Origin of the sequence: Bradyrhizobium sp., assembly GCF_050014615.1 — a bacterium.
Taxonomy (GTDB): domain Bacteria; phylum Pseudomonadota; class Alphaproteobacteria; order Rhizobiales; family Xanthobacteraceae; genus Bradyrhizobium.
Window position 1 is genome coordinate 1 of the sequence record NZ_JBEKCZ010000132.1, and the last position, 15,647, is coordinate 15,647.

The following is a 15,647-nucleotide window of genomic DNA, read 5'->3' on the forward strand; positions in this document are numbered from 1 at the left end:
CCGGCGGTCAATGAAGTCAGCCGCATCGCCTCGATGTGCCGTTCGGTGGATCGCGAATTGCTGGCGTCGTCGGCCTTTCGCGCCGGTCTCGATGCCGCAGGGCGGGACTACTTCGTCTCCACCGGACGGTATGCGCTGCGCGGCATCGGCCGCGCGCAGGATCTCTATACGCTCGATCCCGACATATCAGCCGATGAGGTGGTGGCGGGCAGCTATGAGCGCTATCTGGCGAGTTAGCTGCGCTTGCACTGAATTGCGCTAACCCGGTGACGATGGATTTGATTTCGTCCGCATCGCGTGCAATCCCACTGCCATCAGCGAAGCTGCCGTCAGCACGATGCCTAGCGCGAACATCGCCTGGTGCGAAACCGTTGCGGCCAGCCAGACTCCGATCGCCGCCCCCATCATCTGCGAGAAGCCGAGCAGGGCGGAAGCTGCACCGGCTTTTTCGCCGAACGGAGACAGCGCTTGCGCGGTGCCGAGCGGATTGACGATGCCCATGCCGAGCAGGAAGACGCACATCGCCGCCAGGAACGGCAGGAAGGTCGGGTCGAAGACCGACACCAGCAGGATCGCGATGCTGCCGGTGGCGGTCGCCAGCAAGGCGCCCCGGATCGAACGGTCGAGCCCGAAGCGCGGCGCCAGCCGTGTCGCCAGCATGCCCGCGGCGAATACGATCATCACCGTGCTCGCGAAGAAAATGCCGAGTTCGATCGGCGTGAACTGCAGCCCCTCGATCAGGACGCGCGGCGCTGCCGAGAACATCGAAAATAATCCGCCCATGATCAGGCTGACGGTGGCGGCCGGAACGATAAAGCGGCGATCGCGGATCAGGCCGAAATAGTTGCTGGCGATCGCCAGCGGATCCAAACGCGAATTCAGAACGCCAGCCGAAATAATGGTCGAGCGCGCCGCCGAGCAGCGGCGAGAAGCCGGGCGCGGCCGCCATCGCGATCATGATCAGCGCCATCGCGCGGCCGAGCGCCGCACCGCTGAAGAGATCGCGGGCGATGGCGCGCGACAGGACCGAGGTCGAACAGGCGCCGGCAGCCTGGATCACCCGGCCGATCAGCAGGTTCGGCAGGTCGGTGGCCAGGCCGCACCAGATGCTGCCGGCCAGGAACACCGCAAAGCCTGCCAGTACCGGCCAGCGCCGGCCGTAGCGATCCGAAATCGGTCCGACCGCGAGTTGCCCGAGCGCGAACACGGCCAGGAACACCGTGATCGACGAGGTCACACTGGCGGTGGAGACATGGAGCGACGCGGCCATCTGCGGCAATGACGGCAGCAGGATGTTGGTGGCCAGCGTCCCCGTCGCCGCCAACATGGCGAGCACAGCGATCTGGGCGAAAGTCGAGGAAGCCTCCTGTTGTGGCACGGCGATCGTTGCAACGGTCTGGTCGGCCATGGAAGCTCCCGGGTCATTTATATGACATATATCATATAAAATGGAGCAGGGAACTGCCATTGAGCGGGTATAGGATATATGGAAAGTCTAAGCCGTCATTGCGAGCGCAGCGAAGCAATCCATAGCGCGGCAAGGAAAGTTGGATTGCTTCGTCGCTTCGCTCCCTTGCGCAAACGCTTCGCGTTTGTCGCAGGCAATGACGAAAACGCGGGCTGGTCGATTCTGGGAGTTAGCCTCAACAGGCCCGCAGCACCTTGGCACCTTCGCCCACCATGTCCGGCTGCCGCGCCAGCGAGACCGCGGGCGACAGCAGGATCACCACCGCCTGGGCGCCGAAGATCGCGACCGCCAGATAAAGACAGGCTTCGGCGCCGTAGAGCCCGCCGATGATGGCGCCGAGGGCCGCGCCGACCGGGCGTGCGCCATAGCTCATGATGTTGATGGCGGAGACCCGTCCCAACAGCCGCGGCGGGGTCACCGATTGCCGCAGGGTCGTGGTGCTGATCACCCACAGGATCGGACCGGCGCCGAGCAGGAAGAAGCTTAACCCCGCCAGCCAGGGCGATGGAACGAAGGCGGTCAGTGCCATCACGGCGGCGGCGGCGAAGCCGGTCACCGGTCCGAGCCCGATCACGGTGCCGAACGGAATCCGTCGCATCAGCCGCGTGGCCAGCAGCGCGCCGACCACCATGCCGACGCCGTACATCGAAAGCGTGGTGCCGACGCCGGTCGCGGACAGTCCGAGATGACGCACCGCATAAGGCACGAATACCGCGAGCACCAGGAACGATCCGATGTTGAAGATGAACTGGGTGATGAAGACCGGCCGCAGCAGGTCGTGTTGAAACACGAACACCGCGCCCTCCCTGATGTCCTGCAGCGGGTGGCGGCGTGGCGCGGGCGCCCGCGTCGGTTCGTAAATGCCCGACAGCAGCACCACGGCGATCATCGAGAGCGCGGCGGCGAATCCGAACGCCGGCGCCGCCCCGATCCATCCCACCAGCACGCCGCCCAGCGCCGGTCCGCTGGCAAAGGCAACGGTGCGCGCCAGTTCAATCCGCGCATTCGCCGCCGGCAACAGATCGGACGAAACCAGCGACGGCACCAGAGCGGGCGCCGCCACGCTGTAGGCGACCGTGCCGCAGACCGCGGCGAAACCGAGCAGAGCGAGCAGGGGCAGCGTCAGCCAGCCGAACCAGATCAGCCCCAGGATGGCGAGCAGCGCTGCCGCGCGCAGGGCTTCGGCGCCTGCCATCAGCCAGCGCCGCGAGATGCGGTCGGCCAGCAGGCCGGCGGGAATCGCGAACAGGATGAACGGCAGCGTCAGCGCGGTCTGCAGCAGGCCGGTCTGGCCTTCGCCGACGCCGAGCAGCAGCACCGCGACGATCGGCGCCGCGGCCAGCGCGACCTGCTCGGCCGATTGCGCGGCGAGATTGGACCAGGCCAGCCGATTGAAGGTCGGCGGCAGCTGATGGTTGGTGAAGTCGGGCATCGGGGCTCCTGTGCGTTGCTGTCAGCAACATGGGAGCTTGGGCGGCCCGAACCCACCCGTTTTCCGATCAGCGCTACCCCGTAGCCACGCTCATGCCCCAGCTCTCCGGCAGGGTACGAAACGCCAGATGGGTGCCATCGCTCAGCGCGGCGGTTTTAAAGCCGTGACGGGCCCAGGCCAGTGCCAGCGCCTGCTTGGTGAAGATCGAGACATGGCCGTTGCGGGGCGCGATGTACCACCACGACATGCCGCGTTGCTCGAAATCCGCCGGCTGCGTGAGTGTCGAATAAAACACCGCGCCGGGCTCGGCCACACAGTCGGCGATCTGGGCGATGCCGGTGAGAGGATCGGGCAAATGTTCCAGCGTCTCGAAACACGTCACCAGATCGAACTTTCCATTCGGGCGGCTGGCATGTTCCGGCACCATCGGATCGTAGGTCACGGCCTCGGAAAAACCACTGGCGCGCAGTGCCGAGCAAAACACGTCGTTGCCGCCGCCGTAGTCGAGCACCCGCATGCCGGCCTTATGACCGGCCCAAAGGCTGGCCACGACGCCGGCATTGGCGCTCGGCCGCGTGGTCAGGTAATCCGGATCGAAGGCGATGTAGTCGTCATTGTAGATCTGGGTCTTGAACTGATCATGGCTCCAGTCATCGAACGCATCGGTGAAAAGAAAGCCACACGCCGTGCAGCGACGATAATACACGGGCACACCCGACAGCGGCGGACGAACCACGCCCGGCGTTTCACAGGGGCGATGGAAATCGACGACGCCATACAGCTGCGACGGACCCTGACAAATCTTGCACGATAACACCGTCGCCGATGCCGGCCTGAGGCCGGGCTGGTTGGAAGACATGTTGGAAGGGGAAGACATACTGGAAGGGGAAGACATATTGGAAGGGGAAGACATGGCCACACCCTTAAAGCCCGGATCAGAACGCGCGTCCGGCAAGCGCCTGAACGTCTGCGTCGCACAGGGATCGTGACGGCGAGTCAGAACTGCACGCCGTCACCCCATCAGGTATTCATCGTGGTTAATTTTTAATTAATTGGCGGGGCCGCCGACCAGGTTCTCCGGATACAGTGGCACGGTTCTGACTGCATTGCGGACCCTTCGTCAGGCGTGACCCTAGCCCGCGCTGCGCGGTTCGTGGGCCAGCGTTGAGGTGTCAGCGTGTGCTGTGGATGGTTCCGCCGAAGCCAGTTGCTTGGCGGCCAGGGCCGTCGTGAGGCTGGTGAGGGCGTCGGGACCCGCCGCGAAACCGGCCTCGGTCAGGATCTTGTCGATCATCGGCTTGAATGCCGAGACCGACAGCAACTGGCTGGCGAGCCCGTCGCCGAGACCGAGGCCTCCGCCGGCGCCACCGGTTCCGCCACGGCCCAGCAGGCTTCCGGTATCGAAGATCCTGATGTCGGAGATCTTCTCGATCGGTTTGACGGCTTCCGCCAACGCCTGCGGAATGATGTTGATGCGGGCGAGATTGAGATCGTAATCGACCATCGCCGAACCGAGCTTGTTGCGGGCTTCCGCCTTCAGCGACGCCACTTCGGCCTCGGCCTGACCGAGCGATTTGACGCCGGCGGCCCGGGTGGTCGCGGCCGCGGCGTCGGCTTTGGCCAGCACGTTGATGGCTTCCGCCTTGTTCGCGGCGGCCTGCTTTTCGGCCTCCGCCATCACGGTGATCGGCATCGCCGTGGTTTCGGCGGCCTTCCGCGCCGCGATCACGTTGATGATCTTGTCGCGATCGGCGACTTCGACGGCGCGTGCGGTGGTGACTTTTTCCTCGGCCGAAATGGCCAGTGCGCGCGCGGTCTCCGCGATGGTCTGCGCTTCGGATTGCTCCTTGCTCTTGGTGGCGACGATGATCGCGCTTTCCTGCGCGACGATCTGCAGTTCGCGGTCGGCTTCGGTGGTGCGCCGTTTGACCGCCAGATCCGCCTCGATTTTCTTGGTCTCGCGGTTCTGGGTGGCTTCGATCTGCTTGTTGGCGACCGCCAGTTCCTGCCCGATGCGGTACTCGGCCTCGTTCTGCACCGCGGTTTGTTCGACCTTCGCGGTCTCGGCGCGCATCGCGGCGGTCTTGTTGGCGATGTCGCGTTGCTGGGCAAGTTCCGCCTCGCGCTTGGTGCTTTCGATCGTCAGCGTGGTCTGCCGGGCGACCAGATCCTGTTGCGCGATGTTGACTTCGGTGGTGCGGACGATCTGGTTGCGTTCCTGTTCGCGTTCCTTGGTGATCTTGGTCAGGGTGGTGAGGCCGTGCGCATCGAAGAAATTGGTCGGATTGAAGTGCTTGATGTCGCTCTGATCAAGTCGCGTCAGTGAAACCGATTCAAGTTCGAGTCCGTTGTTCTGAATGTCGGCGCCGACCGCGTCCTGCACGGATTTGACGAACACCGCGCGCTGTTCCTGAAGCTCTTCGAGGTTCATGGTGGCGGCGACCGAACGCAGCCCGTCGACGAACTTCGCCTCGATCAGCTCGCGCAATTCGGCGGCGTCGTTGGTGCGGTTGCCCAGCGTCTGCGCGGCCAGGGCGATCGAAGACATGTCGGGTTTGACCCGGACGTAGAATTCGGCGCCGATGTCGACGCGCATGCGGTCCTTGGTGATCAGCGAATCCGGGCCGCCGCGGGCGACTTCCAGCCGCAGCGTCTTGAGATTGACCGCCGCCGTGGAATGGAAAACGGGGAGCACCAACGAGCCGCCGTCGAGCACGACTTTCTGGCCGCCAAGGCCGGTTCGGACATAGGCTTCGTCACGCGTTGAACGTCGGTAGAGCCTTGCGAAAATGAGGCCGATAGCAAGAACGACAATGACGCCGATTGCGACGGGTACAGCAAGTTCCCACATTTTTATGCCCTGTTTGATGATCGTTGGTGTGCGATGAGGTCGGCGGGTGCGGAAATGGCGATAAAGCTCTTGGCGTCACGGTCGACCAGCAACACGCTGGCGCCAACCGGGAGCGCCGCCGAATCGGGACTGGCGCGTGCCGGCACAGTGTGCCAGTTGCCGAAGACATCCTTGAGACGGACGCGGCCGGGTAATCCCTGATCAAGCGGTCCGATCGAAACCGTGGCGACCTGGCCGACGAAGTCGGCGTCGTTGACCGCATAGGTCTCGTCGCGCGGGATGATGCGGGCGATGCCGCGGCTGGTGGTCCTGACCACCGGGATCGTACCGGCGAAGGCCACAAGGCCGGCGATCCAGGCCGGCAGCGTGATTCCGAGACCATGCGCGATGCCCTGCAGCAGGAACCCCTCGATGGCGAACGCGCCGAGCGCCAGAATGATCAGAATCAGGAGCGGAAGGCGTCCGGCGTTGATCCAGAGAAACAGACCGCCGAGGGCGTCATGGCTGTCGGCCTCGACGGCGACGTCGTTGCCGACTAACCCACCGATCGAGAAGCCGACCAGGGTCGTCAGCAATTCGATCGCGCCGAGAGCGGCCATGATCGCGGCGGCAACCGCGAATGGCCGCACATCGGGCGCCAACAGGATATCGCTGACTGCACTCATTGCTGCGATTTGATCCTTTCCAGCCGCGCCGCGATTTCCTTTTCGCGGTGCAACCGGTCGAGCTCGTCCAGCTGGTTGTCGCCGAGCACGCTGGAAGCCGGAACGCCGGTGACCCGCGCGATCGCCGCCATGGCGAGATCGGCACTTGCTGTGTTAGTCGTCGGCAGCGCCCGATTGGTTTCGTGCGGCGCATGCTGCGCGAGGCTTTGCTCGAGATCTGCGAGGCGGGCTTCGGCTTCGCGGCGGGCCCCCAGCATCGCCTGCAAGGCCTTGGTCTGCTCATCTATTTCGAGTTCGATGAAATCCGTCGCACGCTCCAGCGCGATGACCTGGGACTCCAGATCAATTTGCCGTGCGATACCGGCGCGCGCGAGGTCTTCGCGGTTTTCCGCGATGGCGAGACGAATCTTTTCCGTCAGGCCTGCGACTTCGGCGTCGAGCTCTTCACGCCTTCGTGTGAGACGGAATTCCTCGGCGCGCGATTTACCGAGCGCATAGCGCGCTTCTTCGGCGCCGGCGTCGATTTCACGAATCGCCTGTTTGACGACGGCGACCTTGTTGTTGCTTTCGGCGTTGTCGATGGTTTGGCTGGCGATGGCGGCGAGAAGTCGCCCCATACGCGCAAGGATGCCTTCGTGAAGCATGGTCTTCTCCTCCGGTGGTGTTGATTTCGATTTGACGGCGATGTGGATTTCGTAGGCGAGGCCGTCAAACACCAGGTGAGCCGGGAAGGGACTATCCCAGCCGGCAACATAGCCGCGGACTTCGAACGGGACCAAGACGCGTCCGCCAACAGTACTAATGGTCAGTGAAGTTGGTCCCTTGATCGCAAACAACTTGTCGTCGAGTGGAATTCTGCGGGCGGTGGCCACGTAACCGGCGCGGTCGCGCAGGCCAAGTGTCACCAGCCGCGCGGGCAGGCCGGTCTCGACGCGGATTTTTTCGTAGGCCTGCGCGTGCAGTGAGACGAGGTTGGCGCCCACCGGCGCCACTTCGGCCAGGATCGCCATCATGCGGTCATAGGCGGCGAACGTCGCTTCGATCGCCACGATACCAGCGGCATCGGGGACGAGGGCGTAGCGCAGGGTCGCGGTGGGCGTTTCAGTCGGTAATTTGATCATACTTAAACATAAAGCACTTCCTCAGTGCTTTACAAGATCCGCCCAAGATCCGCCTCTGTATCATTTTCGTGATGTTCAGATGCACTTGCAAATGAGTTGCAATAAAGAGAGATATCCGTCATCCTCTGGCAATGGACGCTCGATCTCGCATTTTACCGCCCGATTCTCAGCCAGAGGTGGTCCCAAGCCGAGCGCTGGACGGCTCGGGCTGGCATAGTCCGCGGGGTGAGCCGTCGCTGGCCGGCATGTTCGCGTCGGTCAAAACAGCCAAACAAGGCCCGTTCTGGCGCAAGCTGCTGGCGTTTCTCGGCCCGGGATACCTCGTCGCGGTCGGCTATATGGACCCCGGCAATTGGGCGACCTCGCTCGCCGGTGGCTCGAAATTTGGCTACGCGCTGTTGAGCATCGCGATGCTGTCCAACCTGATGGCGATCGTGCTGCAGTCGCTGTGCACGCGGCTCGGCGTCGGCGCCGGGCGCGACCTCGCCCAGGCCTGCCGCGATTCCTTTCCGCGCTTTGTGTCGTTGCCGCTGTGGCTGTCGGCCGAAATCGCCATCACCGCCACGGATCTTGCCGAAGTGATCGGCACGGCGATCGGCCTCAATCTGCTGTTTCACATTCCGCTCGAAATTGGCGTGCTCATCACCGCCGCCGATGTGTTTCTGATTCTGGCGCTGCAGGCGTTCGGCTTTCGCTGGATCGAAGCCTTCGTGGTGGCGATGCTGGGCGTGATCGCGGCGTGCTTTGCGGTGCAGATCGCGCTCGCCGATCCCGATTGGGGCGCGGTGCTGCGGGGCTTCGCGCCGACCACGGACATTCTCGCCAACCGCGAGATGCTTTATCTCGCGCTCGGCATCCTCGGCGCCACCGTGATGCCGCATAATCTCTATCTGCATTCGGGACTGGTGCAGACCCGCGGCTATGGCGACAGCGTCGAGGAGAAGCGCGAGGCGATCAAGCTTGCCACCATCGATTCCTCGATCGCGCTGTGCCTGGCGCTGGTCATCAACGCCTCGATCCTGATTCTGGCGGCAGCGACATTTCATCGCGTCGGCAAGGTCGACGTCGCCGAGCTCGATCAGGCCCACGCCTTTCTGGCGCCGCTGCTCGGCTCGACGCTGGCGCCGACGCTGTTTGCGATCGCGCTGTTGTGCTGCGGACTGAACTCGACCATCACCGCGACGCTGTCGGGCCAGATCGTGATGGAGGGGTTTCTCAACCTGCGCATCGCGCCATGGCTGCGGCGGATGGTGACGCGGATGATCGCCATCGTGCCGGCGGTGGTCGTGACGATCTGGGCCGGCGAGAAAGCCACCGGTCAGTTGCTGATCCTGAGCCAGGTGGTGCTCAGCCTGCAACTGCCGTTCGCGGTGGTGCCGCTGGTGATGTTCACCGCAAGCCGGGCCAAGATGGGGCCCTTCACCGCGCCGCGCTGGCTGACGGTGCTCGCCATAGTGACGGCGGCGGTCATCATCGCGCTGAATGCCAAGCTGGTGTGGGATTACGTCAGCGGGTGAGGCTACGCGCTACGCCATACATAACGCCGTCATCACCCGCGAACGCGGGTGATCCAGTATCCCAGAGGCGTTAGCGATCTAATCGTGAAGCCGCGGCGTACTGGATGCCCCGCTTTCGCGTGGCATGACGAATGGACGGTGATGACGGCCCCTCAATCCTGCGGCTCCGACGGCACCTCGCCCGACGCATCGATGCGCAGCCAGCCGGAGGGAGCCAGCCGCTGCTGCGGCAGGAAACGGCCTTTATAGTCCATCTTCTTGGAACCTTCGATCCAGTAGCCGAGATAGACGTAGGGCAATCCCTGCCGTCTGGCGCGGGCGATGTGGTCGAGGATCATGAAGGTGCCGAGCGAGCGGCCTTCCTCCGACGGTTCGAAGAACGAATACACCATCGACAGCCCGTCGCTGAGCACGTCGGTCAGCGCCACCGCCACGAGGTCGGCGCCGCGGCCGGTGATGCCGCTGTCGATGCCGCGGCGGCGATATTCGATGATCCGGGTTTCGACATGGCTGTCCTCGACCATCATCGCGTAATCGAGCACGGTCATGTCGGCCATGCCACCATGGCGGTGCCGCTGGTCGAGATAGGCGCGGAAGACCGAATATTGCTCGGAGGTCGGCACCGCGCTGCGCTGTTCGCCGACGATGTCGGCGTTGCGGGCCAGAATCTTGCGGAAGTTGCGCGAGGGCCGGAATTCGTTGGCGACCACGCGGACGGAAACGCAGGCGCGGCACTGGTCGCAGGCCGGGCGATAGGCGATCGACTGGCTGCGCCGGAAGCCGCCATGGGTCAACAGGTCGTTGAGATCGCCGGCCTTGTCGCCGACCAGATGCGTGAACACCTTGCGCTCGTGCCGGCCCGGCAGATACGGGCACGGCGAGGGCGCCGTCAGGTAGAATTGCGGGGTGTCGCGCGAGTGCTGGGTCAAGTTGTGTCGTCAGCCGTTGGAAGCGAAGCAGGGCCCAGCATCGCGCCGCGGAGCCTAACGGTCAATGAATTTAGCCTGCAATTTATCTGGCCGTCTGCCCGGGACAAACAGGCCGCCGGGGGAGCGAGCGAATTGCCCCGGGAGATCAGAAGGTTCGCGCCGGCTGGGCCACGGGGTTACGGACCGAGCTGTTGATGACCACGGTTCCCAGCACGATATCGTGCAGCAGGCGCCGGCGGCCGTTGAACAGCCCGACCAGCAGAACCAGCGGCGACAGCACCGATACCGAAATCCAGAACAGCACCGCGTGCATGGCGCCGAGCACGAAATAGCCTGGCGCCCCGTACCAGGTGCGCAGTTCCAGATCCATCACGCGCATGCCGAGGGTAGCCGAATGCGGTCCGCCGATCGAGGCGCCGTAATAGATCAGGGCCCAGATCACCGAGGCCGGCGAAACCAGCCAGAACAGGGCCCAGCCCAGGCCCAGCGTCACCACGCCGAACACGGCGATGAATACGCAGGCCAGGATCACCGGGATCGAGAGCACCACGAGATCGATCAGGAACGCGAAAAACCGCCGCGTCAGAACGCCGCGAAACAGTTCCGGCTGGCTCCAGGGATCAAACGCATGCGGCGGCACCCCGCCATCGCTGCGCCAGGCGCCGCCAGCCCTAGATGCGCCGCCAGCCCTAGATGCGCCGCCAGCATTTGAGGCGCCGCCAGTGTTACCCGAACCGCTATAAGACATGGGTCAGTCCTCCCGACTGTGCCGTCACCGTGCAGGACATGGGAACCGGCCTTGGGCTTGCAAGGGCGGCGATCGTTACCGAACCGCAATATTTCGGGGGGCCCGTCATATATTCCGTCGTTCCGGCGAAGGCCGGAACCCATACACCGCGGCCTCGCGTTTTGTCGCGGTAGCAAACGTTCTTCGCAATAACCACAGCCGGTGGCTATGGGTCCCGGCGTTCGCCGGGACGACGAGGGGAGGGTTTATCCCTCCGCCTTCAGCTTCTCCGCCGCTTGCGCGGCGAAATAGGTGAGGATGCCGTCGGCGCCGGCGCGCTTGAACGCCAGCAGGCTTTCCATGATCGCCCGGTCGCCGTCGATCCAGCCATGGCCGGCGGCGGCCGCGATCATCGCGTATTCGCCGGACACCTGATAGACGAAGGTCGGCATCGCGAAGGTGTCTTTGACCCGCCGCACGATGTCGAGATAGGGCATCCCCGGCTTCACCATCACCATGTCGGCGCCCTCGGCGATGTCGAGTTCGACCTCGCGCAAGGCCTCGTCGGAATTGGCGCTGTCCATCTGATAGGTCCGCTTGTCGCCGGTCAGCGTCTTGGCCGAGCCGATGGCGTCGCGGAACGGACCGTAGAAGGCGGAGGCATATTTCGCGGCATAGGACATGATCTGCACGTCGAGGAATCCGACATTGTCGAGTCCTTCACGGATCGCGGCGACGCGTCCGTCCATCATGTCCGACGGCGCGATGATGTCGCAGCCGGCTTCCGCCTGCACCAGCGCCTGACGCACCAGCACCGCCACCGTCGCGTCGTTGAGGATTCGGCCGTCCTCGATCAGCCCGTCATGGCCGTGGCTGGTGAAGGGATCGAGCGCCACGTCGCAGAGCACCCCTAAGCCGGGAAATTCCTTCTTGATGGCGCGCACCGACTGGCACACGAGATTGTCCGGGTTGAGCGCCTCCGAGCCATGTTCGTCGCGCAGGCTCGGCTCGGTATAGGGAAACAGCGCGATGCAGGGGATGTTCAGTTTCATCGCGCGTTCGGCATCGCGCACCGCCTGATCGACACTGATCCGCTCCACGCCTGGCATCGAGGCGATGGCGGTACGCTTGTTGTGGCCATCGATCACGAAAAACGGCCAGATCAGGTCGTTTGACGTGAGGACGTTTTCCCGCACCAGCCGGCGCGCCCATTCCGCCTTGCGGTTGCGGCGTGGCCGGACCGCCAGATCGAGGCTGGGGGCGGAGAGGGCGGCTTCCCGCCGCGGCGCGTCGCGCATTTCAATCGGGCGCCCGAATTTGATCGCCATGTGCTGTTCTCTCCTTGAGGCGCCAGGTTTTGGTCTCGCGGCGGCAGGCCGGTTTTTGACCGGTTTTTTGACCGGTTCCAAATCTGGCACTTTATCTAGCACTTTGCGCGGCGCCCGTCACCGCGGCCTTGACGTGCCGCAAGCCCGGAACTTGCCGCCAGTCCGATTGATTTTGCCGCGCCGAGGGGCCAAAAGTCCCTGACAAAGAGTCGCCGCCGACGGCTATATTAACAGGACCTTTCCGGTCATGAGCAGCCCTTCCTGATGTCTGAAACCCCATCGCGCGATCAGTCGCGGGACAATGCCATGTCGGTGGCGGCGATTTCGTCCGAGCGGATCGAATCCGACGACAATGCGTGGACCCGGCGGCTGGTGTTCTTCCTGCGCATCATGGCCGTCGTCTCCGTCGCCAAGGGCCTTTATCACTGGGCGCAGGTCACGGGCTTTGTCGGCGGCGAAGAGGAAGCCTTCGAGAATCAACCGATGGCGTGGCAGGCCGCCACGGTCTATTTCGCGGTGATCGAGCTCGTCGCCGCCGTGGGTCTGTGGCTGGCGACGCCGTGGGGCGCGGTGGTGTGGCTGACCACCGTGGTGTCGATGGCGGTGATCGAGCTGATGTTTCCGGGTATCTACGGCGGCAGCCTGGCGGTGGTGGGATTTGAAGCCGTGGCGCTGACGGCCTACCTCGCGCTGGCCTGGATGGCCGCGCGCGAACGGCCGCCATAGCGGCGCAAGACGCCGTGATCGTCCAATGCGGCGGCTCCTGATATTGGCCGAGCCGGTTGAGCCAGCGTTCGGGTGCATCAAATTTTCGAGGATTTTTGCGGTAACGTTTCAGTCACCGTAAACGCTGCGGTCATACCTGTTACGCAGGCGTTTCGAATCCGAACGATGCTGTTTCCATATGTGACAGCGCGCGCCAACGAAGCGTGAACAGGGGTCGTGCACCGTCAATGAAAGGTTGCGAAAAGTCCTTTGTTGATGGGCTTAATCCGCGATTCACTGTCTTAAATTTATGATCTCTTTATTGTCTTATTTAAGCTGATCTTCAAACGCGCCCCTTAAGTTGAAGCTATCAGGCGGGACACAAGTTTCGTCGAATAAGTCGATAAAAACGACAACAGGGGACGTGTCATGATGAAAGCCGTTGCAACGGCGGTGGATACCGCTGAGCGCGCGCCGGGCCAGGCTCCGGTGCAGCCGCTCTATCTCGAGGCGCTGACGTTGGTGGAGCGGCTGCATCGCCGCCTGCTCGACGTCATCAAGGATGAATTCGATCGCCGCGGCCGCGCCGACATCAATTCGGTGCAGGCACTCCTGCTCTATAACATCGGCGACAAGGAATTGACCGCGGGGGAGCTGCGCACGCGCGGCTATTACCTCGGCTCCAACGTTTCCTACAATTTGAAGAAGCTGGTTGAACTCGGCTTCCTCGACCATCAGCGCTCGCGCGTCGATCGCCGCTCGGTCCGCATCCGTCTGACCACGCAGGGCCAGGAAATCCGCCGCATCGTCGACGCGCTCTATCAGAAGCACGTCAAGACCGTGGAGCAGGTCGGCGGCATCTCGAACGAGGAGTTCGCGACGCTGAACAAGTCGCTGCACCGGCTCGAGCGGTTCTGGACCGACCAGATCCTGTATCGGCTCTGAGACTTTTCGGCCAAGCCGGCATGCTTTAAAAAGACCGGCGGCCAACAAGAATAAAACGTGACTTCCCCAAGCGCATCGGCCCGGCTTTCCGGACCGGTGCGTTTTGTTTTTGGGCTGCCGGTTGGCGTGGCGAAAGCCGGTTTCCGAAATGGAACTTTTGCGCGGTCTCGTGCTTATCCCTCCGTATCGGAGGCCGAAGGCGATGCTGGTCGAGCGCGGATTGCAGGTCATGAATGTCGGGGCGGTCGGCGATGCCTACGCCATCGCCGCCAACTATCTGCGCCGGACCGGCGCCATTCCCGACAGCTTTGTCACCAATGAGCCTCTGGTCGAGATCATCGTGCAGCTGTTCCACAGCGGCGAGTTCAACAAGATCCGCCTCGCCAACAAGGCGATTGCGACGTTTGAGGCCCAGGAAGCGGCTTAAGAAGCGGCTTAAGAAGCGGCTTGAGCAGCCGCCTGAGCAGCGGCCTTGGAATTGTTTTGACGCATCATCCAGAGGATATCATGCAACCCGCCATCGACCGTATCATGATGACCTACGATCTCCTGCTGAACCGCTCTGCGGCCGCCAGCGCCGAGGCCCGCGTCAAGGTGACGGAGTATGTCACCACGCTGTTCGAGGCCGGCGAGAAGGATATGCATCGGCTCACGGTGTGCGGGCTGACCTATTTGCGCGAACTCGACGGCTCCAGCGATCCGGTCAAGGCGGGATTTACCGGCCTTTGAGTGACGTCATCGCTCACCATTGATAGCGGACGACGCCCTTGCCGGCGTAGCTGCGCGTCACGTCGGAGAACTCGCCTTCGAAGGTGGCGGCGAGCGAGAAGCCGCTCAGCCATTTCCGCTCGATCGAGGCGGTGGTGAGCGCGGCGTCGGCCGCCTGCGCGGCGCCATTGACCGTGAAGGATGCGCCGGGCAGCGCCTGGAAGGTCGCCGCGATCGAGCGGTCCGGATTGAAGTCGTGGGCCCAGGCCAGGCGCGTGCGCAAGGTCAGCATCGAATCCTGCATCGCAAAGGACTGGTCGGTGCGGATGCCGAGTTCGCTGCGGGTGTCGGTGACGCTCTTCGGCGCATAGGCGAGGGCAAAGGTGCTGGCACCCGACACGGCGCTTTCGGCATAGGCCGGAAGATCGAAGGTGGTGAACTGTGCGGCCGCGTAAGGCGTCACGCCAAGGCCGCCGCCAAGCCCGCCGACCCACGGCGCGACCAGGCGATAGCCACCCTCGACGCGGCCGGAGACGGCATTGGCGTTGAACTCCGCATGCAGATGGTCGAGGCCGGCCGCGGTCACGATGCGGTCGGTGGTGATGTCCTGCCAGCCATAGGCGAGCGCCGCGCTGACATAGGCCGGCCCAACGGTGTGCCGCATATAGGCGCCGGCCTGGAACAGGTCGGAACGTCCCGAGCCGCCATTGGCGACGCTGAAATTGGTGCCGCCGCCGGCGAGCGCAAAGCCGGCCAGCGTGAACGGCGAGAACAGGTAATCCGCGCCGACCGCGGTACCGTAAATCCGGCTGGTCGTGCTGTTCGATCCGACCGCCGCATTGCCGTCTGACGTCTGCGAGCCGCCAAAGCCCGCCGTCCATGCGCTCCAGCGCGGCTCGAAGGCGGCGGGCGGCGCCTTGGCGAACATTGCATAGGCATCGGAGCGTTTGGTCGTCGTCCCATTGCCTTCGTCGGCGAAGCCGGTCGCGCCGGGCGATGACGCAGCCGCGCCGCCGTGACCGCCGATGAAGGGATCGGTCATCACGCCCATGAACTGCGTCATCGCGTCAAACGTGGTCTGCTGCGAACCAAAGCACAAAGTCGCTGCGCTCCAGCCCGCTGCGCGGGGGCAAGAGCCGAGAGGCCGGTAGTCGGTCGAGAGAGTACAGCGATAGGCTTGGTGACAAGGTCAACACGATCAACAAGCGTACTGTTGGCGTGCAACGCGTGATCAAGAACAGCCAGCAAGAA

14 protein-coding genes and 3 pseudogenes are annotated in these 15,647 nt (G+C 63.7%); 6 read left to right on the forward strand and 11 right to left on the reverse strand.

The features are described 5' to 3' along the window. Positions 1 to 237 (forward strand): annotated as a pseudogene (locus ABR948_RS20355) (adenylate/guanylate cyclase domain-containing protein); the annotation flags it as partial. 21 nt (positions 238 to 258) lie between these two features. Here ABR948_RS20355 and ABR948_RS20360 read toward each other — a convergent pair. The 7 genes and pseudogenes from ABR948_RS20360 to ABR948_RS20390 form a co-directional block, all read right to left on the reverse strand. Continuing rightward, a complete protein-coding gene (locus ABR948_RS20360) occupies positions 259 to 870 on the reverse strand; it encodes an MFS transporter (protein WP_428121286.1) in 612 nt (203 codons plus the stop codon). Between the two features lie 58 nt (positions 871 to 928). After that, a pseudogene (locus ABR948_RS20365) lies at positions 929 to 1,468 on the reverse strand (MFS transporter); the annotation flags it as partial. A gap of 175 nt (positions 1,469 to 1,643) precedes the next feature. Further along, positions 1,644 to 2,900: an MFS transporter gene (locus tag ABR948_RS20370; RefSeq protein ID WP_428121289.1), complete on the reverse strand. Its 1,257-nt coding sequence runs from the start codon at positions 2,898 to 2,900 to the stop codon at positions 1,644 to 1,646. Between the two features lie 73 nt (positions 2,901 to 2,973). Continuing rightward, entirely contained in the window at positions 2,974 to 3,606 is a 633-nt protein-coding gene (locus ABR948_RS20375) for a class I SAM-dependent methyltransferase (RefSeq protein WP_428121291.1), read from the reverse strand. A gap of 426 nt (positions 3,607 to 4,032) precedes the next feature. Further along, entirely contained in the window at positions 4,033 to 5,751 is a 1,719-nt protein-coding gene (locus ABR948_RS20380) for a flotillin family protein (protein WP_428121294.1), read from the reverse strand. A gap of 2 nt (positions 5,752 to 5,753) precedes the next feature. Further along, the gene (locus ABR948_RS20385) at positions 5,754 to 6,416 is read right to left on the reverse strand and encodes an OB-fold-containig protein (RefSeq protein WP_428121296.1); all 663 of its coding nucleotides are present in this window, start codon (positions 6,414 to 6,416) and stop codon (positions 5,754 to 5,756) included. Beyond that, complete coding sequence (locus tag ABR948_RS20390; RefSeq protein ID WP_428121298.1) at positions 6,413 to 7,537, reverse strand: PspA/IM30 family protein; 1,125 nt, start codon at positions 7,535 to 7,537, stop codon at positions 6,413 to 6,415. The genes ABR948_RS20385 and ABR948_RS20390 overlap by 4 nt, the downstream gene beginning before the upstream one ends. A gap of 131 nt (positions 7,538 to 7,668) precedes the next feature. Here ABR948_RS20390 and ABR948_RS20395 point away from each other — a divergent pair, with 131 nt between their 5' ends. Beyond that, positions 7,669 to 9,054 carry an Nramp family divalent metal transporter gene (locus ABR948_RS20395; RefSeq protein ID WP_428121300.1) on the forward strand — a complete coding sequence of 462 codons (1,386 nt, stop codon included), beginning with the start codon at positions 7,669 to 7,671 and terminating at the stop codon, positions 9,052 to 9,054. A gap of 152 nt (positions 9,055 to 9,206) precedes the next feature. On the opposite strand, the gene ABR948_RS20400 is transcribed toward ABR948_RS20395, so the two are convergent. From ABR948_RS20400 to hemB, 3 genes are all read right to left on the reverse strand, one after another. Beyond that, on the reverse strand, positions 9,207 to 9,983 hold the full coding sequence (locus tag ABR948_RS20400; protein WP_428121303.1) for an arginyltransferase: 777 nt from the start codon (positions 9,981 to 9,983) through the stop codon (positions 9,207 to 9,209). Positions 9,984 to 10,128: 145 nt separating this feature from the next. After that, complete coding sequence (locus ABR948_RS20405) at positions 10,129 to 10,731, reverse strand: RDD family protein (protein ID WP_428121306.1); 603 nt, start codon at positions 10,729 to 10,731, stop codon at positions 10,129 to 10,131. A 245-nt stretch (positions 10,732 to 10,976) separates the two neighbouring features. Continuing rightward, positions 10,977 to 12,038, reverse strand: coding sequence for a porphobilinogen synthase (gene hemB, locus ABR948_RS20410; RefSeq protein ID WP_428121308.1), 1,062 nt, complete (start codon positions 12,036 to 12,038; stop codon positions 10,977 to 10,979). 264 nt (positions 12,039 to 12,302) lie between these two features. Between hemB and ABR948_RS20415 the strand changes: the two genes are divergently transcribed. From ABR948_RS20415 to ABR948_RS20430, 4 genes are all read left to right on the forward strand, one after another. Beyond that, on the forward strand, positions 12,303 to 12,764 hold the full coding sequence (locus tag ABR948_RS20415) for a DUF6163 family protein (protein WP_428121310.1): 462 nt from the start codon (positions 12,303 to 12,305) through the stop codon (positions 12,762 to 12,764). Positions 12,765 to 13,172: 408 nt separating this feature from the next. Further along, positions 13,173 to 13,688, forward strand: coding sequence for a transcriptional regulator LdtR (ldtR, locus tag ABR948_RS20420; RefSeq protein WP_428121312.1), 516 nt, complete (start codon positions 13,173 to 13,175; stop codon positions 13,686 to 13,688). A 202-nt stretch (positions 13,689 to 13,890) separates the two neighbouring features. Beyond that, entirely contained in the window at positions 13,891 to 14,115 is a 225-nt protein-coding gene (locus ABR948_RS20425) for a hypothetical protein (protein ID WP_428121315.1), read from the forward strand. Positions 14,116 to 14,195: 80 nt separating this feature from the next. Beyond that, positions 14,196 to 14,417 (forward strand): hypothetical protein, encoded by a 222-nt coding sequence (locus ABR948_RS20430; protein WP_428121317.1) that lies wholly within the window; start codon positions 14,196 to 14,198, stop codon positions 14,415 to 14,417. Between the two features lie 13 nt (positions 14,418 to 14,430). Here ABR948_RS20430 and ABR948_RS20435 read toward each other — a convergent pair. Further along, positions 14,431 to 15,522 (reverse strand): annotated as a pseudogene (locus tag ABR948_RS20435) (autotransporter outer membrane beta-barrel domain-containing protein); the annotation flags it as partial. Positions 15,523 to 15,647: the final 125 nt, after the last annotated feature.